Below are 24,177 nucleotides of genomic sequence, written 5' to 3'. Positions count from 1 at the left end.
CGGAAGGCTGATCGATCATGTATATCAATGCTAACAAGAAAAATATTTTTGCCTATACAGGTGCCCGGGAACATCAGTCTGAACAGGAATCGGTCGTCTTTGTACACGGAACCGGGATGGATCACACCGTCTGGGTCCTCCCCGCGCGTTTCTTTGCCCGGCATCAGTACAACGTGTTGGCAACTGACCTGCCCGGCCATGGTCGTTCCGAAGGACCTCCACTGGATACTATCGAAAAGATGGCTGATGAAGTCGTCGCTGCAATGGATGGAGCGAACATCGAAAAGGCCGCCTTGGTTGGCCACAGCATGGGTTCGCTGGTGACGCTTGCCCTTGCAGCTCGCTATCCGGAACGGACACGATCGTTGGCGCTTATCGGTACCGCCGTACCGATGGCCGTCCACAAATCTCTTCTGAGCAATGCCGCACAAAACAACCACGCTGCAATCGATATGCTGACCTACTGGGGTTACAGCAAAGCTGCTCAGCTCGGTGGCAATGAGAACCCCGGAATGTGGATGGTCGGCGGTACGCTGCGACTGCTCGAGCGTTCAGACGACGACGTCATTCATGCCGGCCTTGCAGCCTGCAATACCTATAACACTGGGATGGTGCACGCCGACGCAGTACAGTGTCCAACCCTGTTTATCTTGGGAAACCGTGACATTATGACACCTGCCAGAGCTGGCAAGGAATTGGCCAAGGTAATAACCGGCGCGCGTGTCGAGTTGCTTGAGGGTACGGGCCACTCCCTGATGATGGAACGGCCCAATGATGTGCTGGACGCGCTCATCACCGTCGTCTAGAGCGAAAACCCGCTTAAATTACCCTAAAACGAAGAAGGCCCCGAATGATCGGGGCCTTCGAGATACAACTTGCGCTATGACTGGCAGCTTACATCATGCCGCCCATACCGCCCATCCCCCCGTCCATGCCACCTGGCATTGGCGGCATTGGCTTGTCTTCGGGTACTTCAGCAACCATTGCTTCGGTCGTGATCATAAGACCGGAAATCGAAGCTGCATTCTGGAGCGCGGCCCGAGTGACCTTGGTCGGGTCCAGGATGCCCATCTCAATCATGTCACCGTATTCACCGGTAGTGGCGTTGTAGCCATAGTTACCTTTTTTAGCCACAACATTGTTCAGCACGACTGAACCTTCTTCTCCGGCGTTGTTGACGATCTGACGCAACGGTTCTTCAACGGCACGCTTAACGATATCGATACCGACATCTTGATCAGTATTGTCACCCTTAAGGTCATCCAACACGTCCAGGCAACGTACATACGCTACACCGCCACCGGGCACCACGCCCTCTTCCACTGCTGCACGGGTTGAATGCAACGCATCTTCGACGCGGGCCTTCTTCTCCTTCATCTCAATCTCGGTTGCTGCACCGACCTTGATTACGGCGACCCCGCCTGCAAGCTTGGCAACTCGCTCCTGCATCTTTTCCTTGTCGTAATCCGAGGTGGCTTCCTCGATCTGCACACGGACCTGATTGACCCGGCCTTCGATATCATCCTTGCTACCCCCACCATCGATCACGGTGGTGTTTTCCTTGGTTACCTGCACACGTTTAGCGCTACCCAGATCATCGAGACTGCAGGATTCGAGGCTCATCCCTACTTCTTCGGAAATCACCTGACCGCCGGTCAGAATTGCTAGATCCTGCAACATCGCTTTACGGCGATCGCCGAATCCTGGCGCCTTGACCGCACAAACCTTAACGATCCCACGAATATTGTTCACGACCAGTGTCGCCAGTGCTTCGCCATCAACATCCTCAGCGATGACCAGCAACGGCCGACTGGCCTTGGCTGTGGCCTCAAGCACCGGCAGCATGTCCCGGATGTTCGAGATCTTCTTATCGTGAATCAGAATCAGCGGATTCTCCATGTTGGTCTGCATCGCGTCCTGATCGTTGATGAAATAAGGCGAGAGATATCCACGGTCGAACTGCATACCTTCGACCACCTCAAGTTCATTTTCCAGTGTCTTGCCTTCTTCAACGGTGATCACACCTTCCTTACCAACCTTTTCCATAGATTCGGCAATAATGCTGCCGATTGACTCATCAGAATTGGCGGACACGGTGCCTACCTGTGCGATTTCTTTATGATCCGCACAAGGCTTGGACATGTTGTGAAGCTCTTTAACGGTCACGATGACTGCTTTGTCGATTCCGCGCTTTAAGTCCATTGGGTTCATCCCCGCAGCGACGGCTTTGAAACCTTCGCGCAACATAGACTGTGCCAACACAGTCGCGGTCGTGGTGCCGTCACCGGCCACGTCCGACGTCTTGGAGGCTACTTCCTTAAGCATCTGCGCCCCCATATTTTCGAACTTGTCTTTAAGTTCAATTTCCTTGGCGACAGAAACCCCGTCCTTGGTCACGGTGGGTGCGCCAAACGATTTGTCGAGTACTACATTTCTTCCCTTAGGCCCGAGTGTCACCCTGACGGCGTCGGCCAGGATATTCACACCCCGTAACTTGGCTCCACGGGCTGCTTCGCCGAATTTAACTTCTTTAGCTGACATTACTGTATTCCTTTATAAATATAAATCAGTGTTGATGTTCAACGGTCTGGGTAATCAGCAGGCTTAAGCCTCGATGACACCCATGATGTCGTCCTCGCGCATGACTAAAACTTCTTCACCATCGATTTTGACTTCGGTACCGGAGTACTTCCCAAAAAGCACCTTGTCCCCGGCTTTGACGTCCAGTGGACGCTGTTCACCGTTCTCCTGGATCTTGCCGTTGCCGGTTGATAAAACTTCGCCGGTCATCGGTTTTTCCGCAGCACTATCGGGAATCACGATTCCGCCGGCACTGGTACGCTCTTCTTCGAGTCGTCGCACAACGACACGATCGTGAAGCGGTCGAATCTTCATTACCTAAATCTCCTAAAGTATTGATGAATAACAACAAAATGATAACATAGAGGTGAGTATGTGGTACAACTAGCACTCATCCCTATCGAGTGCTAATAATAGCTGGTTTTAACCCCCTGTCAAGTAGGCTATCTCCACTCAATCATCCAGCCGGCGATAATCGGTTTCAATGCTGGATTTACCCAGGGCGGAATCCGCGGGGGGCGACCCCGGGTGGACCAAGCCAAACCGCCGGACAGCCAGCTTGATCAGCGACCTTCGGAACGGTGGCGTCAAGCAGGCAAACCCCACGACATCCGTAAAAAACCCCGGTGTGAGTAACAATGCGCCTGCGGCGAGGAGAAATAAACCTTCCAGCAGCTCGAATGCCGGCAACTCACCGCGCGCTGCACTCCGACGGACTCGGTTCAGGGCAGACAGGCCCTGCAGCCGAACCAGCCAAGCACCCACCAGCGCTGTGAGGACAACCAGTGCGATGGTCCACGGTGCACCGATTACGTTCCCCACCTTGATCAACAAGAAAATCTCAATCAATGGAACCGCGAGAAAAATCAGAAAAATAATGGGCACTGTTAAGGTCCGGTTAAGGTCTCAGTGGCACGTTTCGACTCAACAGCATAAGGAACTTAATTCGATTGTGGGCGCCAAGTGTAGTCGATTGTCAGACGATCGTCGGTCTGGGTCGCTACAATAGCCTGGGCATATAATCGGGTGCTAATATAACGCGTCGTTTACCGACCCAAGATGTTTCGCACAGCGTAACAATCCAACGCGATTATCTCGATTTGCTCATGAAAACGATGACTGCCCTGCTGTTGTCAGTGCTGTTGTCAGTGATGCTGTTTTCATTGTCCGGGGTGGCGCAGCAGGACAGCAAACTCCTTCCAGCTGAACAAGCGTTCAGGTTCCACGCCTCGCTGGTCAACCCGAACACGATCGAGGCCGTCTGGACGATCGCCGAGGGCTATTACATGTATCGCAGTAAGTTTGGCTTTACAGCTGAACCTGTTCAAGCCGTTCTGGGTAACCCTAAATATCCAGCCGGGACCATCCAACACGATGAGTTTTTTGGCGAGACCGAGATTTACACCGATTCAATTCGCATCGCACTGCCGTTGGATAGAGACCACTTCATCGGCGGCCCATTGATCTTGCTGGCGGCAGGTCAAGGCTGTAACAAACCGGTTGGCGTTTGTTATCCACCGATGACGCAACGTGTCCGGATGGACGTCCCCCTCACAACGTCGTCGTTAATCAACGAGCGCTCTGGCTCAGTCAAAACGGGTTGGCAGTCGACCAGCACTGGGGGCAGCGCGACTGAATTGCAGAAACTGCTGGGGACCGCCACTGGTGATGTATCCGAATTCCTTGATCCCGATGATGCATTTCAGGTGGAGATCGAAATCGCCGGCGAAAACGCTCTGGCGGTACATTTCAAGATCGCACCGGGGTATTACCTGTATCGTGACAAAATCGCTTTCCAGGCAGTGCAGGGTAACGCACAAGTTCGCGCATTCGACCTGCCGCCAGGCACTGTAAAACAGGATCCTTATTTTGGTGCGGTTGAGGTTTACCTCACTAGTCGTAGCGTCATTGTACCGATCGAGAAAAATGCCCTGATGGCTGACACACTCAGCCTGACCGTCAATTACCAGGGCTGTGCCGAAAAGGGCATTTGCTATGCGCCCATGAGCACAACCCAGACGATTGAGTTCCCCAGCTTCGTGAACGCCAAAGCGCAGGAGCCGGCTGAAGGGGCATTGTCAGCCCGCAACCTGATCGCTATTTTCGGTGCCGCGTTCGTCACAGGGTTTCTGCTGACCTTTACGCCGTGTGTACTGCCCTTAATTCCGATTCTTTCCAGTATCATCGTACGTCAAGGCGGCACTTCCCGTCGCCTCCGGGGTGGTGCGATTTCAGTGGCCTATGTACTGGGGACGGCCGCGACCTATGCGGCAATCGGTGCTGTGGCAGGCGCGACCGGGGAGCAACTGCAAGCCTATTTCCAAAATATCTGGGCAATCGGCTTGATCAGCATCATCCTCACACTGATGGCATTGTCTATGTTTGGCCTCTATGAGATCCAGATGCCTGCCTTTGTGCAGTCTAGTCTGACCGCGCGTACGACCGGTTTAAGTACCGGTTCGTTTGGTATGATTTTTCTACTCGGCGCTGTCTCCGCACTGGTGGTCGGTGCTTGTGTGTCACCGCTGCTGATTTCAGTGCTGAGCATCGCTATTTTCCATGGTGACCCCTATCTGGGTGCTGGGCTGATGTTTTCTATGGCGCTGGGTATGGGCGTGGTTCTCATTGCCATCGGCTTCGGTGCGGGTGTCTTGCTGCCGCGAGCTGGTGCCTGGATGGATCGAGTGAACCATCTGTTTGGTGTGATGCTGATTGGTGTTGCCATTTATCTGCTTGGCACCATACCCGCTGTACCTGTTCTACTGTTGTGGGCGGCGCTCTTGATCACGTTTGGCATCTATCTCGTCAAAAGCCAGGCACCTCTGCTGCGGTGGCGCTACGCCTGGAAAGGTTTGGGTACCATCTCCATCATCTGGGGGATGTTGGCAATAATCGGCGGCTTGAACGGTGGTCGCGACATCCTGCAGCCCGTCAGCTTAGCGCTGTTTAGCGAGGAGGTACTGAAGGATGCTGTCTCCGAAAAAGACCAACCTGATTTTTACACGGTGACAAGCGTGGCCGAACTTGAACGGTTGCTGTCTGACGCCCGCTCAGATGAACAACCTGTGATCCTGGATTTTTATGCCGACTGGTGTACTGATTGCCTGCGCATGGAAAAAACGACATTTAGCAACCTGCAGGTACGCACAGTTCTGAACCGATTCCGTCTGCTCAAAATAGACGTCACGGATCCGTCAGATCCGGTTGGCAAGACCATCAAGCAAAACTATGGCGTATATGGTCCCCCAGCGCTGCTGTTTTTTGACGCACAAGGTCAAGAAGTGTCTGCAAAACGCCTCTACGGCTACCTTGACCCGAACCGCTTCCTCTCCCTGCTCAAGACTCTTAGAATCTGACATCCTAGTGGACAACCCAAGAAAATCCTTGGTGGTCTACACCCTGCTTGTATTGGCGGTGGCGGTGGCGGCGGCGGCGGCTGGCGGGTACTGGGTAAGTCAGCTGCGTTCGCCTACTGTCTCTGACCTGGGCGCCGGGGCTGACACCATTATTCCGTTTGTCCTGCCTACCAGCACGGGAGAGGAATGGTCGACACGAGTGATTCACAACAAAGTGGTATTGTTTAATTTCTGGGCCACGTGGTGCGCACCTTGCCGAACTGAAATCCCCGTGTTGATCGCAATGCAAGCACGCTATGGGCAGAAGATTCAGGTCGTGGGTATTGCGGTCGACGATGCCGAGTCCGTTCGCCGATTCGAGGATGAAGTGGGTCTGAACTATGTCTCATTGATCGGCCCGACCGCAGGTCCCGAACTCATGCAGCGCTACGGCAGTGCTGGACAGCTGCCATTCACTTTAGTGTTTGACCGGACCGGTGTGCTCCGATACCGAAAAACTGGTGAGCTGCAAACCACTGAACTCGCGGATTGGTTGGCACACCTTCTCTAAGTGGTCGCCTAATTTCGTCGAACTTGCCTATATCTACGCCTAACTTTCCCCATTGTCCCCGAACTGGACAGACAAGAAAGCTTTGTGCACAATGGACACATTGTTTAATGTTTAGGGTCTTCTTTCCGTGAGACACATTCTGCTGCTGCACGGCCCCAACCTGAACTTACTGGGCACTCGTGAGCCTTCACATTATGGTCACCAGACGTTGGCTGACATCAACCAGCTGGCATCTAAAACCGCTGCCCGCAAAGGGTTTCAGCTGACGAGCTTCCAGTCAAACGCTGAAAACGCCCTGATCGAACGGGTTCACGCGGCAGCGACAGATGGCACCGAATTCATCGTGATCAACCCCGCGGCCTTTACGCATACCAGTGTGGCCTTACGCGACGCGCTCGCAGGAGTGGCGATTCCGTTCATCGAAGTGCATCTGTCGAACGTCCACGCCCGAGAGAGTTTCCGCCGCCATTCCTACTTTTCTGATCTTGCGGTAGGGGTTATCGCCGGTTTCGGGGGCATGAGTTACGAGTTGGCTCTTGAGGCTGCAATTACATACCTTGAATCCGGGCACTGAACACCAGTCGACAGCCGATGGATATCCGCAAAGTCAAAAAACTCATTGAGCTGCTTGAAGAGTCTGAATTGACCGAAATTGAAATCAGTGAGGGTGAGGAATCGATTCGCCTGAGTCGCAGCAGCACCGGAACCCATGTGTACTCGGTACCGGCGCAGACAATGACAGACACGCGACTGAGCGCGGTCGCTGAACCCTTATTGGATAACCCCGCGGCTAGCGAGATCTCTTCAGTCGGTAAAGTGCCCGTGGTTTCACCAATGGTAGGCACTTATTACGCCTCACCAAATCCTGAAACCCCACCCTATGTCGAACTGGGAACCGAGGTGAACGCCGGTGACACGTTATGTGTCATTGAGGCCATGAAAATATTTAATCAGGTCGATACTGAAATCACCGGCATCGTCCGCAAGATTTTCAAGCACAGCGGGGACCCGGTTGAATTTGGCGAGCCTCTTTTCCTGATCGAATCTTTGTCCCCCTGACCGGCGTCTGATGATTGATAAATTGGTGATCGCCAATCGCGGTGAGATTGCGCTGCGCATTCTTAGAACATGCCGTGAGCTCGGTATCCGCACTGTTGCACTGTATTCCGAAGCGGATCGGGATACAAAATACGTACGCCTCGCTGATGAATCCGTGTGTATTGGTCCAGCGGCAAGCATAGACAGTTACCTGAATATTCCGGCTGTGATCGCCGCAGCTGAAGTAACAGACGCAGTTGCGATCCATCCAGGTTACGGATTTCTTGCAGAAAACGCCGATTTTGCCGAACGGGTCGAACAGAGCGGATTTATCTTTGTGGGTCCTACAGCAGAAACAATCCGTGTGATGGGTGACAAAATCGCGGCCATTGCCCAAATGCAAAGCGCCGGCGTGCCCTGCGTGCCAGGCTCGAACGGCCCATTGCCGGACGACAACTTGGCGGTGGCAAAAATTGCTGCAGAAATCGGTTATCCCGTCATTATCAAAGCCGCTGCGGGCGGCGGCGGTAAAGGCATGCGGGTTGCCCACACTGAAGCCGCGCTGCTCAATGCCTGGCAGCTGACCCGTAACGAAGCACAAGCATCCTTCGGCGACGACGCTGTCTACCTGGAGCGTTATCTGGAACGTCCGCGTCATATTGAGTTCCAGGTGCTTGCGGACACGCACGGACATGTGATCCATCTTGGCGATCGAGATTGCTCAATGCAGCGCAGAAATCAAAAGGTCTTAGAAGAAGCACCCGCCCCAGGCATTGATCCGAAGCTGCGGGCAAAGATGACTCAGTGCTGTATAGACGCCTGCCACACCCTGAACTATCGAGGAGCTGGTACCTTCGAATTTCTTTATGAGAATGGTGAGTTCTTTTTCATCGAGATGAATACACGTATCCAGGTCGAACATCCAGTAACCGAAGCGATTACCGGGATCGATATTGTCAGAGAACAGATGCAGGTGGCGGCAAATCAGCCACTTGAACATACTCAGGCGGACATCATCTTCACGGGGCATGCTGTAGAGTGCCGCATCAATGCCGAAGACCCGGACACGTTTCTGCCATCACCAGGTACAATCACCCAGTACCACCAACCGGGCGGACCGGGTATCCGTGTGGACTCTCACATTTATAACAACTACACCGTGCCACCTTATTATGATTCCATGATCGCCAAGGTCATTGCACACGGCGAGAACCGTACACAGGCGTTAACCAGAATGAGCGGTGCTCTGGAGGAGATGGTGATCGATGGCATCAAGACCAATATTCCACTTCAACAACGTCTGGTAACTGATTCGGCCTTTGGCCGACAACCGATGGACATCCACTACCTCGAAAGGAACCGGCGGAGCTGACCCGAGCGGTCGCATTACAGGCTCCGTTGGCGTTCTGTCTCCTGTGGATTATTGGCTGCAAATCAGTATTACCGTTGAACAACCCGCCGTTCAGCGGATCACCGAAGCAATGGACGGCCTCGGTGCTGTGGCAGTATCACGGCAGCATGCCGGCGGCAGCGCGCGTTTCGACACTGCATCATCCAATTTTCAGGGCTGGTCAACAGAAAAAGTAAGCGGTCTTTTCCCGCCAGACGCCGACCAAAAGACTATCTGCAATTACCTTTATGACGTCAGTGGCGGACACACCGGGATCAACTGCGAAATCTTGGCGAACCGTAACTGGGAACAAGTTAGCCGCGATCAATTCAAGCCGTTCAATGTCGAGGGTGATCTGTGGATCTGTCCGAGCTGGTGTCAACCGCCCGTCCCTAGCGCTGTCAATATCATTATTGACCCAGGTTTGGCTTTTGGGACCGGCACACATCCAACGACTGCGCTGTGTCTCAGGCAATTAGCCAAATTTGATCTCACTGAGCGCACGGTGCTTGATTGGGGCTGCGGATCGGGGATTCTGGCTGTAGCGGCGTTGAAGTTGGGTGCTTCGCGAGCAACAGCCACAGATATTGACCCTAAGGCCTTGATCACCACTCGGGGAAATGCCCAGAACAACGGAATCGGTGACCAGCTGGCGGTAAAGACACCTGAACAGATCGTGAGCCCGATGATCTTTGATATCGTTATCGCCAACATACTGTCTCACACGCTAATCGAACTGGCACCACGGCTGAATTCACTGCTCGCGGCAGATGGAATCGTGTTGCTCAGCGGGGTTCTAGGGGCTCAGGCTGAAACAGTATGTTCGGCATTCGGTCCGGGCTATACTTTTGATACCGTGCCGGCAGACGAATGGATTTTGCTTATCGGTGCGCGCACAGCATGAAGGCCCATCAAACATGACGTATGACGAACAGGCTTTGCTCGAAACTCGCTGTAGCGGTTGCAAGAGCATCCTACCGGTGACGGCGGACACCCTGGCTGCCGGGGCGGGTCTTGTTCAATGCGGCGAGTGCGATACGGTATTCAACGCAGCATGGAACCTGGTAGAACAGATTGCAAACCCGACACAAGCCCGGTCGTTACAAAATCGATTAACTACCCGTGTTTCAACTGACCGAATTCCTGAATTTGACCGATCCAAAGTCGACCCGCGACCGCGGTTGTTCGATCTGACGACGGAACAACTCGGGGATCTGCAATTGCCGGCCACTGAAACAGAAGGTCTGGACGAGATAAACCGGGCACTTCGCAGGGAGCGAGGGTTCGGCCCAACTGGAAATCAGAAAGTGCCGGATTCCCGTTCAACAACCTATCGAACTGAGCCTAGGCTCAGTCTGAGTGATAGCGTCCGCGACAGCACATCAACTGACACACCAGCTCTCAGCCGTAGTCAGTTGCGGACTGAACATCAAGCACCAGCGACGTCCAGAAGCCTGATCTGGTTTATAGCATCAGTGGTGGCGGTTTTGGCATTGTTTCTACAGACACGCTACGTGTTATTCGACCAACTCACAGCTATTCCAGCTGCCCGACCCTATTTGGTTCAAGTCTGCAAGAACATGGGTTGCAGCGTACCGCTGCCGCTGTCAGGTCCTGTATTCCGCGTGATCGAGACCAAGGTTGATCTACATCCGGACATACCCGGTGCTGTGATCGTTGAAGTTCACCTGCTTAACCGCAGCACACAACACCGATCCTACCCTGCGATTGAACTGGCACTAAGCGACCGAAATGGCCGTATTGTCGGTCGTCGTACATATTCACCCGAATCGATTCTCACAATAGACGACCTCGACAAGAAAGTGCCGCCTGGGGCCGATGTGACCGTGGTCGTAAACCTGGCCCAGCCCGAAGATAATGCCGTAGGTTTCGAGGCTAGAATCGTCAGTAGTTAAGCCTATTTTCAGTACCACATCGATGACGGGTTCCTGTATCCAAATCGGCCAGGTCGAGCTGCGGGGCAGCGTATTGGCTGCACCCATGGCCGGCGTGAGTGATCGACCATACCGTCGTCTCGCCCGCATCCACGGTGCTGCTCTGGCTGTCAGTGAAATGGTCAGTGCAAACCCCGCACTTCGCCACTCGTCCGAGAGTTTGCGCCGAACTGAGCACGGCGGTGAAACAGGCCCCATCAGTGTTCAGCTGCTCGGCGCGGACCCGTTACAGATGGCTGAAGCTGCAAGGTTCAACGTAGATCGTGGCGCCAATATCATCGACATCAACATGGGCTGTCCATCCAAGAAAGTGTGCAATCGCCGGGTCGGCTCGGCTCTGTTACGGCATGAAAAACTGGTGGGTCAAATCTTGGACGCTGTGGTTTCAGCAGTCGATGTGCCGGTCACGCTAAAGATTCGAACCGGGTGGGACCCGGATCACCGCAACGGGGTTCGTATCGCGAAGATCGCAGAATCGGCGGGTGTAAGCGCGCTGTCAGTACACGGCCGTACCCGCCAGTGCAGATTTCATGGTCCAGTCGAATATCAGACCATCAAGCAAATAAAACGGGAAGTAGGGATCCCCGTCATCGCAAACGGTGACATCGATTCACCACAAAAAGCGAAGCGGGTGCTGGAATTTACCCAAGCTGATGGGATCATGATTGGCAGGGCAGCGCAGGGACAGCCCTGGTTGTTCGGTCGTATTGCCAGCTATTTAAACAGTGGAATCGATCCGGGAGACCCCCATCCAGTCAGTAAACGTGATACCCTTCTGAGACACCTGAGCGAGTTGTACTTGCTCTATGGAAACGTCAAAGGTGTCCGTATCGCCCGTAAACATGTGTCGTGGTACACCTCGGCAATGGGAAACGCCCAAGTGTTTCGCAGACGCTTTAATCTGATCGGCAGACCTGATGAACAGGTCGAGTTTGTCAGGCACCATTTGATTGGCCCGGAGGGGTAGAGATCACTCAGCACGTGGATACTTCTGAAGGCAAACCGCTTAACCACCACGTCAAGCACTCCATAGAACGTTATTTCAGGGAGTTGAATGGTGAACAGCCGGCCTCGGTTTACGATATGGTTCTGCGGGAAGTCGAACGCCCTCTGCTTGAAGTCGTTATGCAGGAAACCAACGGAAATCAGTCTCGCGCAGCCGAAATTCTGGGCATCAACCGCAACACTTTACGCAAGAAACTCAAGCTTTACCAATTGATCAGATGAACTCTGCTGTACTGCTGCGCTGGGTTATTACCGCCGCGACTTTGACCTTGGATCAAACACTATGGCAACGGAACGCTTTACGCCCGTAAAACGTGCGCTCATCAGCGTCTCGGACAAATCAGGTGTAGTGGCCTTTGCGCGTAAGCTCCGGGAGCTCCAGATTGACATCCTCTCAACCGGTGGTACGGCCCGATTACTGCAGGAATACAACATCGATGTTGTCGAAGTTTCTGATCACACAGGTTTTCCCGAAATGATGGCTGGGCGTGTAAAGACCTTGCATCCGAAAATACACGGCGGCATTCTGGCTCGCCGCGGTACCGATGACGGCGACATGTCAAAAGCAGGGATACTGCCTATAGATCTTGTGGCTGTTAACCTCTATCCGTTTGAACAAACAATTGCACAACCGGACTGCACCACCGAGCAGGCAATAGAAAATATCGACATTGGCGGGCCGGCGCTGCTGCGCGCTGCGGCCAAGAATCATGCAGATGTTACGGTGGTGGTCAACAGCAATGACTACGACTGCATTCTTGAAGAGCTCAGAACCAGTGGTGGCGTCTCAACGGCAACCCGAAAACGCTTGGCAGCAGACGCTTTCAGTCACACCGCTCGCTACGATGGATTGATATCCAATTACCTGAGCGTTAGCGGTGAAAAAAAAGGATTGCCGCGTACACTAACCCTACAGTTCCAGAAAGCCAGCACCCTGCGCTACGGTGAAAATCCCCACCAAATTGCGGCCTTTTATCGGGAAGCAGCACCCGCCCCCGGCACTTTAGCAACCGCCCATCAGACCCAAGGTAAACCACTGTCTTTCAATAATGTCGCAGATGCCGACGCAGCACTTGAGTGTGTGGCGGCTTTTGATGCACCCACCTGTGTCATCGTCAAACATGCCAACCCCTGTGGTGTCGCCTGCGCCGATACCTTACTCGATGCTTATCAGGGGGCTTACGCGACTGACCCCACCTCCGCTTTTGGTGGCATTATTGCGTTCAACCGAGAACTCGACGCCTATACCGCCCAAAACATCCTCGACCGACAGTTCGTGGAAGTCATCATCGCGCCTACCCAAAGCGAACAGGCGGCTGAAGTGCTCGCAACCAAAACGGGCATACGCGTCTTGCTGACAGACATCATCGCAAGCGAAGCCTTTGAACAGCTCCACTTCAAACGTGTTGGCGGCGGTCTTCTGGTTCAAGAACAAGATCAAGGACAGGTATCAGCCGACGACCTCAAGGTCGTGACCCGACGCGAACCGACTCCCGAACAATTTCGCGACCTGCGTTTTGCCTGGACAGTGGCCAAATTCGTCAAGTCAAATGCGATCGTCTACGCCGCTGAACAACGAACGATTGGAATCGGTGCCGGGCAGATGAGCCGTGTTTATTCAGCCAAAATAGCCGGCATCAAAGCAGCGGATGAGAATCTGGACCCAGCGGGTGCCGTCATGGCATCAGACGCTTTTTTCCCATTCAGGGATGGTATTGACTCAGCCGCGGCAGCCGGAATCAGTGCCGTTATCGAACCCGGTGGCTCGATCCGCGACGACGAAGTCATTGCAGCTGCGGACGAGCACGGACTTGCGATGGTATTCACAGGCATGCGTCACTTTCGGCATTGAAATCGATGGCAAAAGCACTGGTAGTCGGTGGTGGGGGTAGGGAACATGCACTGGCCTGGAAGCTTGCACAATCCGACCGTATAAACACAGTGTTTGTTGCCCCGGGCAATGCGGGCACGGCGCAAGAAGACGGCGTAGAAAACATCGCTATAGCGGCTGACGATATGGATCAGCTGTGTGAATTTGCCCAACTTGAACGGGTTAATCTCACCGTCATTGGTCCCGAAGGGCCGCTCGTAGAGGGTATCGTTGATCGTTTTACGGAAAAAGGGCTGCGCTGTCTGGGACCTAGCAAAAAAGCTGCCCAGCTTGAAGGGTCTAAATCTTTCGCCAAGGATTTTCTACAGCGCCACAACATACCAACCGCCAAACACCAAGTTTTCACCGAGTCAATAAAAGCTTTCGCCTGGCTTGATTCAAATGAACCGCCTTTTGTCATCAAAGCAGACGGTTTGGCCGCTGGTAAAGGTGTCATCATCACTCACAAACTCAAGGAAGCAAAGCAAGCTATTAAGCAAATTTTGGAAGAGCGGCGCTTTGGTGCAGCAGGCAACCAGGTTGTCGTCGAGCAATTCCTGAGCGGAGAGGAAGTCAGCTATATCTGTCTTGTCTCCGGTAAAGAGGTGCTGCCTCTGGCAACCTCCCAGGACCACAAGGCTCGAGATGATGGTGATCAGGGACCCAACACCGGGGGTATGGGGGCTTATTCACCCGCACCAATCGTTGACACGTCACTCAATCAGCGCATTCTCAAGCAGGTCATAGAACCGACCGTCAATGGCCTGGCTAGCGAAGGAATTCCTTACACCGGTTTCCTCTATGCTGGTCTGATGATCGGTGAGGATAACGTACCACGGGTGCTTGAATTTAACTGCCGCCTCGGTGACCCTGAAACCCAGCCGATTCTGATGCGACTGAATTCGGATCTTGTAACACTGTGCGACGCGGCGCTCGATGGTCATATTGCAGACATCGAGGTCAGCTGGGACAAGCGCTGTTCTCTGGGCGTAGTGATGGCATCGGCCGGATATCCGGACCGCTACGACATCGGTCTGCCCATCGACGGCCTCGATAGGTCTGCGGCAGACACTGCCAAGGTCTTTCATGCGGGTACCCATGATCGCGACGCGCAGGTACTCACCAGCGGCGGTCGCGTACTGTGCGTAACAGCGCTTGGTTCTGATATTGAATCGGCCCGCGAATCGGTCTATAGCGCAATAAAGACGATACACTGGCCAGGTGCTTTCTGGCGTGGCGATATTGGCCACCGTGCACTAGCCCGCGAAAGGGCCGAACATAAGTAGGGAGTATTCATGTGAGTAACAAATTTATCTCAGTCTTGATGGGATCCGATTCGGACCTCTCAACCGTACAAACTACTCTTGACACCTTGAACGCCCTGGCAATACCTTTTGAAGTAAAGATTACGTCCGCCCACCGTACGCCCGATGACACCCGTCGTTATGTGTTTGATGCTGAGGAAAGGGGCTGCGCCGTATTTGTTGCAGCCGCGGGTCTGGCAGCGCATCTTGCTGGAACGGTTGCTGCCCTGACACTAAAACCTGTCATCGGGATCCCCATGGACGCTGGACCACTCAACGGGCATGATGCATTGCTGTCTACTGTCCAAATGCCTGGTGGAATACCGGTCGCTTGTGTTGCCATCGGCAAAGCAGGGGCAAAAAATGCGGCTTATCTGTCCGCACAGATACTTGCAATCGGTGACCCCGAACTGACTGAAAGACTTAAAACCGAGCGTAAAGCAAACGCCCAGCTCGTTCGAGATAAAGATCGCAAGTTGCAAACAAGCCTGGATAAACAAAATGTCCATTTGGAGTCAGATTGAAAAAGCAGTCGAAGTTTGTACGGCAGGCGGGATAATCGCCTACCCGACTGAATACTGTTTCGGGCTGGGCTGCGACCCGCTCAATGAAACTGCCGTCCGACGGATACTGACACTGAAGCACCGGAGTTGGGCCAAGGGGCTGATCGTGATCACAGACGATGTCCGCCGGCTGAGACGACTTATTGATTTTTCCGTCGGCAGTTCACTCATTACACCACTCGCCAACTGGCCTGGACCACACACCTGGTTACTGCCCGCTTTAACCGCTACCCCCCGTTGGCTGCGCGGTCAACACGATACCCTGGCAGTACGTCTCATCGACCATCCACTGGCATTGGCACTGTGTCGACAAAGTCGGTCTGCGATTGTATCCACCAGTGCAAACAGAAAGAACCAGCCACCGCTGCGTACCGCCAGACAAGTCCGGTTTGAATTTGGTGATCGCATAGATTGGATAATTGATGGCCCGGTAGGGCGGGCGACTTCACCGAGCGAGATCCGCGATGCCCGTACTGGCCAGCTTGTCCGCGGCGGAAACTGAAACCTGGGTTTTTGAAGTAGACACCAGCTATGACCACTTCTACTGACGAGGAGGTTCGCGAATTTTTGAGAAATTTGCAGGATCAGATCTGCTCGACACTCGAACGCACCGACGGTAAGGCGTTATTCACAGAAGACACCTGGACCCGCCACAATGATGATGGTGGTGGTCGAACTCGAATTCTGTGTCAGGGAGCGCTTTTTGAGCAAGCAGGTGTTAACTTCTCCCACGTTAGGGGAGACCGACTGCCATCGGAAGCAACAGCCCATAGACCTACCCTGGCAGGTTGCAAATATGAAGCCATGGGCGTCTCCTTGGTGATTCACCCACTAAATCCCTACGTTCCAACAGCCCATATGAATGTTCGTTTTTTCAAAGCATCCACCGGTGAGAATGATACGACCTGGTGGTTTGGCGGAGGTTTCGACCTCACTCCCTACTACGGATTTGAAGAAGATGCTGTTCACTGGCATCGCACTGCACGGGAGGCCTTAAGGCCTTTTGGTGAGGATCTCTATCCCCGAATGAAAAAGTGGTGTGACGAATATTTTGTTCTGAAACACCGCGGAGAACAGCGCGGCATTGGTGGACTGTTTTTTGACGATTTCAATGAAGGTGGCTTTGAAAATGCCTTCGGAGTAACTCGCAGTATCGGCGAACATTTTCTCACAGCTTATCTCCCAATTGTAAAGCGCCGGTGTGCGACCCCCTACGGCACAAATGAACGCGAGTTTCAGCGCTATCGGCGAGGTCGATATGTGGAATTCAATCTAGTCTACGATCGCGGCACATTGTTCGGTTTACAAAGTGGTGGTCGTACGGAATCTATTTTAATGTCGCTGCCGCCCGAAGTATCCTGGAGATACAACTGGCAACCAACCCCGGGTTCTGCTGAAGAAGCGCTTTACCTTCAATTCCTTCGACCCAGAAACTGGCTCGAAGATGAATCATGAACTGATCGAGAACAACTAAAACCATTGGCTCGAAGTCTTTATACCCTGCTGCTTTGGTTGCTGCTGCCTGTCGTACTGCTGCGACTGGTCGTCAAGGGATTCTACAGCTCTGCCTACCACTACCGTTGGGCAGAGCGATTTGGGTACGGCCCGCATTACCCAGACCGGTTCAATGTCTGGATTCATGCAGTGTCAGTTGGGGAAGTCAATGCAGCCACTCCGCTTATTAGCAATCTGCTCAACGCTCGGCCTGACTGCCGAATTTTGGTCACAACGATGACCCCTACTGGATCGGAAAGGGTACGCTCAACGTTCGATCAACAAGTAACCCACTGCTATGCACCATATGATTATCCGTTTGCCGTAACCCACTTTCTACAAAGAACATCACCCGACATTCTGATTCTGATGGAGACGGAAATCTGGCCAAACATAATTTCTCAGTGCCACCGCATGGGAACGAAAGTCGTAATGGCGAATGTCCGCATGTCAGAAAAGTCACGCCGAGGCTATGCGCGTATTTTGCCGGTAGTCGGGCCGGCTTTGGCCAAGGTATCTGAATTCGGTGTCCAATCCGATGGTGACCGTCAACGCCTGATTGATCTGGGTATCTCCCCGAATAGAGTAACCCGAACCGGCAGCATGAAATTTGAGACCCATTTGCCGCCCAGCCTGCGAGAGGTCGCAGAAGCTGTGCGGCGGGATTGGGGACGCGACCGTTCTGTGATCGTCTGCGGCAGTACTCACGATGGTGAAGAATCACTGCTTTTGGGCCTGCTCAAGGACCTGTCTGAGCAGTTTCCACAGACGCTACTGGTCTTGGCACCCCGGCATCCGGAACGTTTTGACCAAGTCGCCCGGCTGACCGTTCGATCCGGATTCACCGTGGTGCGACGTAGCCAGCAGCACGGCCCAATCCCAGACTCTGTATCTGTTCAGATTGCGGATACTATGGGTGAACTTGCCATGCTTTATGCTGCTGCCGACATTGCTATCGTCGGGGGAAGTCTGATCCGTATAAAAGGTATCGGTGGTCACAATATTCTAGAACCTTGCGCAGTGGGTGTGCCCGTTATATTTGGGCCTTATATGCGTAATTTTTTCGAGATCAGCCAGCTCACGCTAGCTCGTCAGGCTGGGTTTCAGATTGATGGCCCTGAAACGCTTAAAGCGCAGGTGTGCTCTTTGCTGCGCGATGCCAATCTTCGCGCAACAACCGGCGAAAACGGTATACGGATGGTATCTGAAAACACCGGTGCCACTGACAGTACACTAAAACTTGTTTTGCCTTATCTAAACTAACGGTGGTTTTTCAACGACAACACGCAATACTTTCGAGATGTTTTTTGATAAAACAAATGCTGATTACTGCTCAGTAAGAATAAATAAAACGACTTCGCGCACGCATGAACATACCCTAACATTGGTTGCACCGCATTTAGTTGAAGTTACTATCGCTTGACATTTGTTTTTGCCTGACTATAGTTCGCGCTTTAGGAGCAACTGTGTTTTGTTACTCCGCGTTTGCCAGAACGAATTGATTAACGGTAAAACGATCTTGACATATTAAAAGAGACCTTTAACGTTATAGTTGAAAACATATCGTTCCGGTCAACAGCTGGCAGTCAGAAGCTCATCTCACATCAACCCTAGCAGAGGAAATTAAATATGGCGGCAAAGAAAAAAGCCACGAAGAAACGAGCAGCATCCAAGAAAAAAGTAACTAAGAAAAAAGTAACTAAGAAAAAGGTAACTAAGAAAAAAGTAACTAAGAAAAAGCGGCGCTAAGAACGCGTAACAGTGACGCTAAATAACCGTTAGGCAGACGTTCCTAACTTGACAGAGGCGATGGCTCCGGCCGTCGCCTCTTTTGTTTGCTGGGGTCCTTTTCTCGCCTGCTGGGCAAACGGTCGACTGTAATCAATGCAGGTGACTAACGCTGGTGTGGCCGTCCGATGACCTGTGAGATCTGATAATCCCAGGTGATATAACCCGAAACTTGGGATGCGGGAAATGACAGGTTGGTGTTGAACTGCTGGGCCTCACCGGGGGGTACATCCGTAGTGATCCTGGCCGTCACCGACCCCAGTTTGTTACAGTTAACCCGATCTGTTTTGCTCTGAGCTGGGCAATCCAGCATCTCAATCTGTACGACAACTTCGACTATAGAAGAAACTAGCGAGTCATTGCGCAGAAAGCCTTCCATGTCGTAACTACCCGCGTAACCTGAAGTCATGGTCACCTGTGATAGTTCGACCTCTGAATCAGATATCAGCGAGTCGGAACGTTCGTCATTTTTCGAATTCAACTGGAAGGTGATAGCTGCGAGTGCGAGAAGTACAACCAGCAAAGTAAACGCCAGTCGAGGATAACGACTTGCTGATACGACCAGCGTAAGCCCGATAATCCCAAGCACGAACCAGTGCATAATCTAACTCCTGGGTCTATGGTTCCGAATTAAGTCACCGGAATAACCACAGATTCATTAGGCCCTGTTATAACATGATAGCGTGGCGCGATCGTTATTGGGCTTCGATTTCATCAGATCTCACACTCGATTGGAGCCTGACTCGACAATGAACGATCACATATAAAATCCCGTTAACACCATCTTCAGTGAGGGGAGGCGATATCCATTGATATACATTGACACACACTGCAAACGAGCCTTAAGTAGCGTACAACTGTCATCGTACGATTTAGACTATTGCAGCGTGAGTCGTTGCCGTGTCAACCGGCCGAGTAAAAACAATCAATTCTAGGAGTGTGACCGGATGCGCTACCAAACTGGGATTGACTCTGATCGCAACCGCAGCATAGGCGTCATTCTCGCTAACCTGGGAACACCTGATGCTCCAGATTCACCCGCCGTACGCCGGTTTTTAACTCAGTTTCTGCACGATCATCGTGTGGTAGAACTACACCGGATGATCTGGTGCCCAATACTGCACGGCATTATTCTCAGGTTTCGACCGCGACTCAGTGCCACCGCCTACAAAAAGATCTGGTCACCGACGGGGTCGCCTCTTCTGACTATTGCGAGACGGCAAACCAACCTCATCTCGGACTATCTTCGACAAAAAATCGAGCTCCCAGTGAATGTTGAGCTGGGTATGCGTTATGGCAACCCGTCAATTGTTTCCGCACTGCAAAGTCTGGCTGAACGGGGCACAGAACAGATCCTGATTCTGCCACTTTACCCACAGTATTCGTCTTCCACTACCGCATCGATCTACGATGCAGTAGCCAACGTTGTAAAAAGCTGGAGAAATCTTCCAGCGCTGCATATCGTTCGTGACTATCACCTCAATGAGGGTTACCTCAATGCGCTGGCGGCGTCGATCTCTGAGCACTGGGCGGAACAGGGTAGGGCTGAACATTTACTGATTTCTTTCCACGGCACACCAGAGCGCTTGCGGCAGGCCGGCGATCCCTATGCCCAACAGTGCTTCGCCACCGCCACAGCGCTTGCTGAAAAACTCAAGCTGTCTCGAGGCGACTGGCGGGTAACCTTTCAGTCACGTTTCGGCCGCGCAGCCTGGCTTCAACCGTACACCGATAAAAGTCTGGAACAGCTCGCAAACCAAGGCGTTCGTAGTGTCAACGTGATCTGTCCGGGTTTTTCTGCAGACTGTCTTGAAACACTCGAGGAAATCGAAATCCAGAATCGGGAAGTATTCCTACGTTCAGGTGGTGAAACATTCCATTACATTCCCTGTCTCAACGATCGCCAAGACCATATCCTGGCGCTGGGAATTATCGTGGAACAGGCGTTGGCCGGATGGCTTTGATCCCTGCGCCTTCTTATATTAAACCGCCGACTACTGGACCTACTCATTGAGGAGGCTCTAACCAGGCGCCGAAAAATATCGCCGTCACATCTGTCGCACCAAGCGGATGACTTCCTCGGTCTGGGGCTTGATTTCGTTCCAGAGATAAAACGATGCCGCTGCCTGTTCCACCAGCATACCCAAACCATCGCTGACTTGCCCCGCCCCGTGGCCCTCGGCCCACTGCATAAATACCGTGGGCTCATCACCATACATCATGTCGTAGGCCAGAGCATTAGCTGCAAACAACACATCAGGTAACGGTGGCATCTCGCCGGAAAGACTCGCAGAAGTGGCATTGACCACCAGGTCATAATGACAGCCTGAAAGACGATCCAGCCCCACTGCCTCGACCGGACCGTAACCTGCAAACGCGAACGCCAGTTGGCGGGCTTTCTCCGCGGTACGATTTGCAATCACTAGCTGCTGAGGGCCGGCCTCGAGCAGAGGCTGGAGCACACCCCGCGCTGCTCCACCCGCACCCAGAAGCAGCAGTGTTCGGCCGCGCAATCGCAGTCCTAGGTTTTCCTCGACATCTGTTACTAGGCCGACACCATCGGTGTTATCACCATAAATATCCCCCTCGTTTCTAAAGCAGAGCGTGTTTACCGCAGCGGCGACCTCAGCGCGATCACTCACATGATCACACAACTGGCGAGCTTCTTCCTTGAACGGAAGGGTCACGTTGAGACCGCACACACCGCCTGCCTGCAGGTTGTGTACGCCCTGAACGAAACCACCCCGGTCAAGCTGAATCGCCATGTATTCGAGTTCGAGCCCGCACTGCTGCGCAAAAAGTCGGTGAATCGGGGGAGATTTACTGTGTTCTACCGGGTGCCCCACCACACCGAACCGGCGTTTTTTTGCTCCGAGGTCAAACAAATCTTTCATTACGCTGTGTGGTTATCCTGAATGTGCGTACCATCGAAACAGTACTGACACTGCGGGTAGCCTGACCGCATAATCTCATCTCGGCTTCCATCGAGTGTATTCCATACCATCGGTATGCGTCATGCCGGAAACTCCTCAGCAGCAGGTGACCCTAAAGATGAAATTACAGCACGTCAACGTAATTGACTCCCACACAGGTGGTGAGCCCACAAGAATTGTGGTCTCGGGAGGGCCGGATCTCGGCAAAGGTGACATGGCCAGTCGGCGGAAAATATTCCGAGATAAATATGACGAATTTCGATCCGCAATTGTCAACGAACCCCGCGGCAGCGACGTTTGGATTGGTGGTATTCTGTGTGAACCAACCCGAACGGAGACAACCGCCGGAATCGTCTTTTTCAACAATGTGGGTGTACTCAACATGTGTGGTCACGGCACCATTGGTCTGGCAGTCACGTTACATCACCTGGGCAGAATCGCTCTCGGTAACCATCTGATCGAAACACCGGTTGGCGATGTCAGCATCCGCCTTCACGAAAACAACCGAGTTACTGTCACGAACGTTCCAAGCTATCGTTACAGACAGTGCGTCAAACTCGAACTTGCTGGTGGCGACACCATTTATGGTGACATTGCCTGGGGCGGGAACTGGTTCTTTCTCGCGCAAGACCCACAGCAACAGGTCACGGTTGACCATATCCCGCGCCTCAGTGAAATCGCCAACCAGATCCGCGCGGCGCTGATCCGCGATGGGATCACTGGAGACGATGGCGGAGAGATCGACCATATCGAACTGTTTGGTCCGGCAGATGAGCCAGCGGACAGTCGCAATTTTGTACTCTGCCCGGGCGGTGCCTACGACCGATCTCCTTGTGGTACGGGTACCAGCGCCAAACTGGCTTGCTTGATGGCCGATGGCAAACTCGCACCAGGAACGATCTGGCGCCAGCAAAGCATCGTCGGCAGTGTCTTCGAAGCAGAGGGACAGTGGCACCAAGACCGGGTAATACCCGAGATTACTGGCAGTGCGCATGTCAATGCCGAATCTACTTTGATTCTAGATCCGGGGGATCCTTTCTGTATGGGTATAACCGGATGAGCCATCACGCAAAACACGTTCTGGTGATAGGCGGAGGCGTTATTGGCACAGCCTGTGCACATTACCTCGAGGCAGTGGGTTATACCGTCTCACTGATAGACCGGGGCCGAATCGGTGGTGAGGCATCGCACGGTAACTGTGGCGTGATCTGTCCGAGTCACCTTTTACCCCTGGCAGAACCCGGTGTGGTTGGACAGGCGTTGGGTTCGTTTTTTCGGCGACGCTCACCCTTTTTTGTAGCGCCCCGCATAGATTTTGATCTATGGCGCTGGCTATTCAGATTTGCCGGTCATTGTCGTGAAGATCTGATGATTAAGACAGGTCACGCAGCACTTGGTCTGTTGCAGCAATCTAGACGGCTCTATGACGAGTTAATGAAGGAATACGGGTTAGGTTGTGACTGGGAAACCACGGGGACACTTTATGTGTGTAAGCTGCCCAAGACGTTCGCCTCGTTTTCCAGCACAGTCAAACTCTTGCAGACCGAATACGGCGTTGCCGCAAAGGCTTATCTTGGCGAAAACATGACGGCGTTGGAACCTGCGCTGCGCCCCGGGTTGGCCGGCGCCTGGCATTTTCCTGGAGACGCTCATCTCAGGCCGGATCGCCTGCTTCAAAGTTGGCGAGATTCTTTGGTCGAACGAGATGTCAAGATACTGGAAAACACAGCGTTACAAGAGCTCGTGTTTAACGATGGTCGGCCCATCGCTGCTCGCACGACACGGGGCGAAATCGCGGCAGACCATTTTGTTTTTGCGACCGGCGCATTCACCCCACAGCTTTCCGGCCAGCTTGGCTGGTCACCGCCGATTCAACCGGCCAAGGGCTACTCACTGACCATGCCCCGACCCAAGCGTTGTCCGAACTATCCACTTAACCTCGTTGATCACGGCGTCGTCGCAACACCCTGGAAAAGTGGTTACCGTCTGGGATCGATACTTGAATTTTCGGGTTACAACCGGCGAATCGACCCACGTCGAGTGGCGCTGCTTCAAACCGGTGCCAATGAATATCTTAAAGAAACCTGTGCCGATATGATCGAGGAAACCTGGGTTGGATGGCGCTCGATGACGCCAAACGGGTTGCCCTGTATTGGTCGTTGTCCTATCGCGTCCAATGTCTATGTCGCCGCCGGGCACAATATGCTGGGCATGTCGATGGCAACCGGCACCGGTCAGATGATTGCACAGATGATCGATGAACAGGTCCCTTCTGTTGACCCGAGCGCCTATCGTCTACAGTCCTGAGTCCACAAAAAGACCCTCGGTATTAATGTGTAGGTCCATACCTC

24 protein-coding genes are annotated in these 24,177 nt (G+C 53.1%); 19 read left to right on the top strand and 5 right to left on the bottom strand.

Annotated elements, in window-relative coordinates; translation table 11 throughout:
• The first annotated feature begins 17 nt into the window (after positions 1-17).
• Positions 18-806, top strand: coding sequence for an alpha/beta hydrolase (locus MK323_03100; protein MCH2481148.1), 789 nt, complete (start codon positions 18-20; stop codon positions 804-806).
• Positions 807-894: 88 nt separating this feature from the next.
• Here MK323_03100 and groL read toward each other — a convergent pair whose 3' ends face one another.
• The 3 genes from groL to MK323_03085 all read right to left on the bottom strand — a co-directional run bounded on the left by groL (position 895) and on the right by MK323_03085 (position 3,465).
• Positions 895-2,541: a chaperonin GroEL gene (gene groL, locus MK323_03095; protein ID MCH2481147.1), complete on the bottom strand. Its 1,647-nt coding sequence runs from the start codon at positions 2,539-2,541 to the stop codon at positions 895-897.
• Between the two features lie 63 nt (positions 2,542-2,604).
• Complete coding sequence (locus tag MK323_03090) at positions 2,605-2,895, bottom strand: co-chaperone GroES (protein ID MCH2481146.1); 291 nt, start codon at positions 2,893-2,895, stop codon at positions 2,605-2,607.
• A 138-nt stretch (positions 2,896-3,033) separates the two neighbouring features.
• On the bottom strand, positions 3,034-3,465 hold the full coding sequence (locus tag MK323_03085; protein MCH2481145.1) for an FxsA family protein: 432 nt from the start codon (positions 3,463-3,465) through the stop codon (positions 3,034-3,036).
• Between the two features lie 221 nt (positions 3,466-3,686).
• Here MK323_03085 and dsbD point away from each other — a divergent pair, with 221 nt between their 5' ends.
• The 15 genes from dsbD to waaA all read left to right on the top strand — a co-directional run bounded on the left by dsbD (position 3,687) and on the right by waaA (position 18,368).
• Positions 3,687-5,936, top strand: coding sequence for a protein-disulfide reductase DsbD (gene dsbD / locus MK323_03080; protein ID MCH2481144.1), 2,250 nt, complete (start codon positions 3,687-3,689; stop codon positions 5,934-5,936).
• A 7-nt stretch (positions 5,937-5,943) separates the two neighbouring features.
• Positions 5,944-6,486, top strand: coding sequence for a TlpA family protein disulfide reductase (locus MK323_03075; protein MCH2481143.1), 543 nt, complete (start codon positions 5,944-5,946; stop codon positions 6,484-6,486).
• A 127-nt stretch (positions 6,487-6,613) separates the two neighbouring features.
• Entirely contained in the window at positions 6,614-7,060 is a 447-nt protein-coding gene (aroQ, locus tag MK323_03070; GenBank protein ID MCH2481142.1) for a type II 3-dehydroquinate dehydratase, read from the top strand.
• Between the two features lie 17 nt (positions 7,061-7,077).
• Positions 7,078-7,545 carry an acetyl-CoA carboxylase biotin carboxyl carrier protein gene (gene accB, locus MK323_03065; protein ID MCH2481141.1) on the top strand — a complete coding sequence of 156 codons (468 nt, stop codon included), beginning with the start codon at positions 7,078-7,080 and terminating at the stop codon, positions 7,543-7,545.
• Positions 7,546-7,555: 10 nt separating this feature from the next.
• Positions 7,556-8,896: an acetyl-CoA carboxylase biotin carboxylase subunit gene (gene accC / locus MK323_03060; GenBank protein MCH2481140.1), complete on the top strand. Its 1,341-nt coding sequence runs from the start codon at positions 7,556-7,558 to the stop codon at positions 8,894-8,896.
• A gap of 43 nt (positions 8,897-8,939) precedes the next feature.
• Entirely contained in the window at positions 8,940-9,818 is an 879-nt protein-coding gene (prmA, locus tag MK323_03055; GenBank protein ID MCH2481139.1) for a 50S ribosomal protein L11 methyltransferase, read from the top strand.
• A gap of 13 nt (positions 9,819-9,831) precedes the next feature.
• Positions 9,832-10,830 carry a zinc-ribbon and DUF3426 domain-containing protein gene (locus tag MK323_03050; GenBank protein MCH2481138.1) on the top strand — a complete coding sequence of 333 codons (999 nt, stop codon included), beginning with the start codon at positions 9,832-9,834 and terminating at the stop codon, positions 10,828-10,830.
• Between the two features lie 22 nt (positions 10,831-10,852).
• Positions 10,853-11,836 carry a tRNA dihydrouridine synthase DusB gene (dusB, locus tag MK323_03045; GenBank protein ID MCH2481137.1) on the top strand — a complete coding sequence of 328 codons (984 nt, stop codon included), beginning with the start codon at positions 10,853-10,855 and terminating at the stop codon, positions 11,834-11,836.
• 14 nt (positions 11,837-11,850) lie between these two features.
• The gene (gene fis, locus MK323_03040) at positions 11,851-12,096 is read left to right on the top strand and encodes a DNA-binding transcriptional regulator Fis (protein MCH2481136.1); all 246 of its coding nucleotides are present in this window, start codon (positions 11,851-11,853) and stop codon (positions 12,094-12,096) included.
• A gap of 61 nt (positions 12,097-12,157) precedes the next feature.
• Positions 12,158-13,726 carry a bifunctional phosphoribosylaminoimidazolecarboxamide formyltransferase/IMP cyclohydrolase gene (gene purH / locus MK323_03035; GenBank protein MCH2481135.1) on the top strand — a complete coding sequence of 523 codons (1,569 nt, stop codon included), beginning with the start codon at positions 12,158-12,160 and terminating at the stop codon, positions 13,724-13,726.
• 5 nt (positions 13,727-13,731) lie between these two features.
• Positions 13,732-15,030: a phosphoribosylamine--glycine ligase gene (gene purD, locus MK323_03030; GenBank protein MCH2481134.1), complete on the top strand. Its 1,299-nt coding sequence runs from the start codon at positions 13,732-13,734 to the stop codon at positions 15,028-15,030.
• An 11-nt stretch (positions 15,031-15,041) separates the two neighbouring features.
• The gene (gene purE / locus MK323_03025) at positions 15,042-15,572 is read left to right on the top strand and encodes a 5-(carboxyamino)imidazole ribonucleotide mutase (protein ID MCH2481133.1); all 531 of its coding nucleotides are present in this window, start codon (positions 15,042-15,044) and stop codon (positions 15,570-15,572) included.
• Entirely contained in the window at positions 15,550-16,113 is a 564-nt protein-coding gene (locus tag MK323_03020) for a Sua5/YciO/YrdC/YwlC family protein (GenBank protein MCH2481132.1), read from the top strand. Before purE ends, MK323_03020 begins: the two co-directional genes overlap by 23 nt.
• 29 nt (positions 16,114-16,142) lie before the next feature.
• Positions 16,143-17,066, top strand: coding sequence for an oxygen-dependent coproporphyrinogen oxidase (hemF, locus tag MK323_03015; GenBank protein MCH2481131.1), 924 nt, complete (start codon positions 16,143-16,145; stop codon positions 17,064-17,066).
• 24 nt (positions 17,067-17,090) lie between these two features.
• On the top strand, positions 17,091-18,368 hold the full coding sequence (gene waaA, locus MK323_03010; protein MCH2481130.1) for a lipid IV(A) 3-deoxy-D-manno-octulosonic acid transferase: 1,278 nt from the start codon (positions 17,091-17,093) through the stop codon (positions 18,366-18,368).
• Positions 18,369-18,999: 631 nt separating this feature from the next.
• Here waaA and MK323_03005 read toward each other — a convergent pair.
• Positions 19,000-19,494: a hypothetical protein gene (locus MK323_03005; GenBank protein MCH2481129.1), complete on the bottom strand. Its 495-nt coding sequence runs from the start codon at positions 19,492-19,494 to the stop codon at positions 19,000-19,002.
• A 346-nt stretch (positions 19,495-19,840) separates the two neighbouring features.
• On the opposite strand from MK323_03005, the gene hemH reads away from it, so the two are divergent.
• Complete coding sequence (gene hemH, locus MK323_03000; protein ID MCH2481128.1) at positions 19,841-20,857, top strand: ferrochelatase; 1,017 nt, start codon at positions 19,841-19,843, stop codon at positions 20,855-20,857.
• A gap of 84 nt (positions 20,858-20,941) precedes the next feature.
• Here the strand turns inward: hemH and aroE are convergent, their stop codons facing one another.
• Positions 20,942-21,787, bottom strand: coding sequence for a shikimate dehydrogenase (gene aroE, locus MK323_02995; protein ID MCH2481127.1), 846 nt, complete (start codon positions 21,785-21,787; stop codon positions 20,942-20,944).
• Between the two features lie 157 nt (positions 21,788-21,944).
• Between aroE and MK323_02990 the strand changes: the two genes are divergently transcribed.
• Positions 21,945-22,886 carry a proline racemase family protein gene (locus MK323_02990; GenBank protein ID MCH2481126.1) on the top strand — a complete coding sequence of 314 codons (942 nt, stop codon included), beginning with the start codon at positions 21,945-21,947 and terminating at the stop codon, positions 22,884-22,886.
• The gene (locus tag MK323_02985; protein ID MCH2481125.1) at positions 22,883-24,133 is read left to right on the top strand and encodes an FAD-dependent oxidoreductase; all 1,251 of its coding nucleotides are present in this window, start codon (positions 22,883-22,885) and stop codon (positions 24,131-24,133) included. The genes MK323_02990 and MK323_02985 overlap by 4 nt, the downstream gene beginning before the upstream one ends.
• The last annotated feature ends 44 nt before the right edge of the window (positions 24,134-24,177 follow it).

The organism is Gammaproteobacteria bacterium (genome assembly GCA_022450155.1).
Taxonomy (GTDB): domain Bacteria; phylum Pseudomonadota; class Gammaproteobacteria; order Arenicellales; family UBA868; genus REDSEA-S09-B13.
The sequence above is the reverse complement of the archived record's forward strand: the minus strand, read 5'-3'. Positions and strand labels throughout refer to the sequence as shown.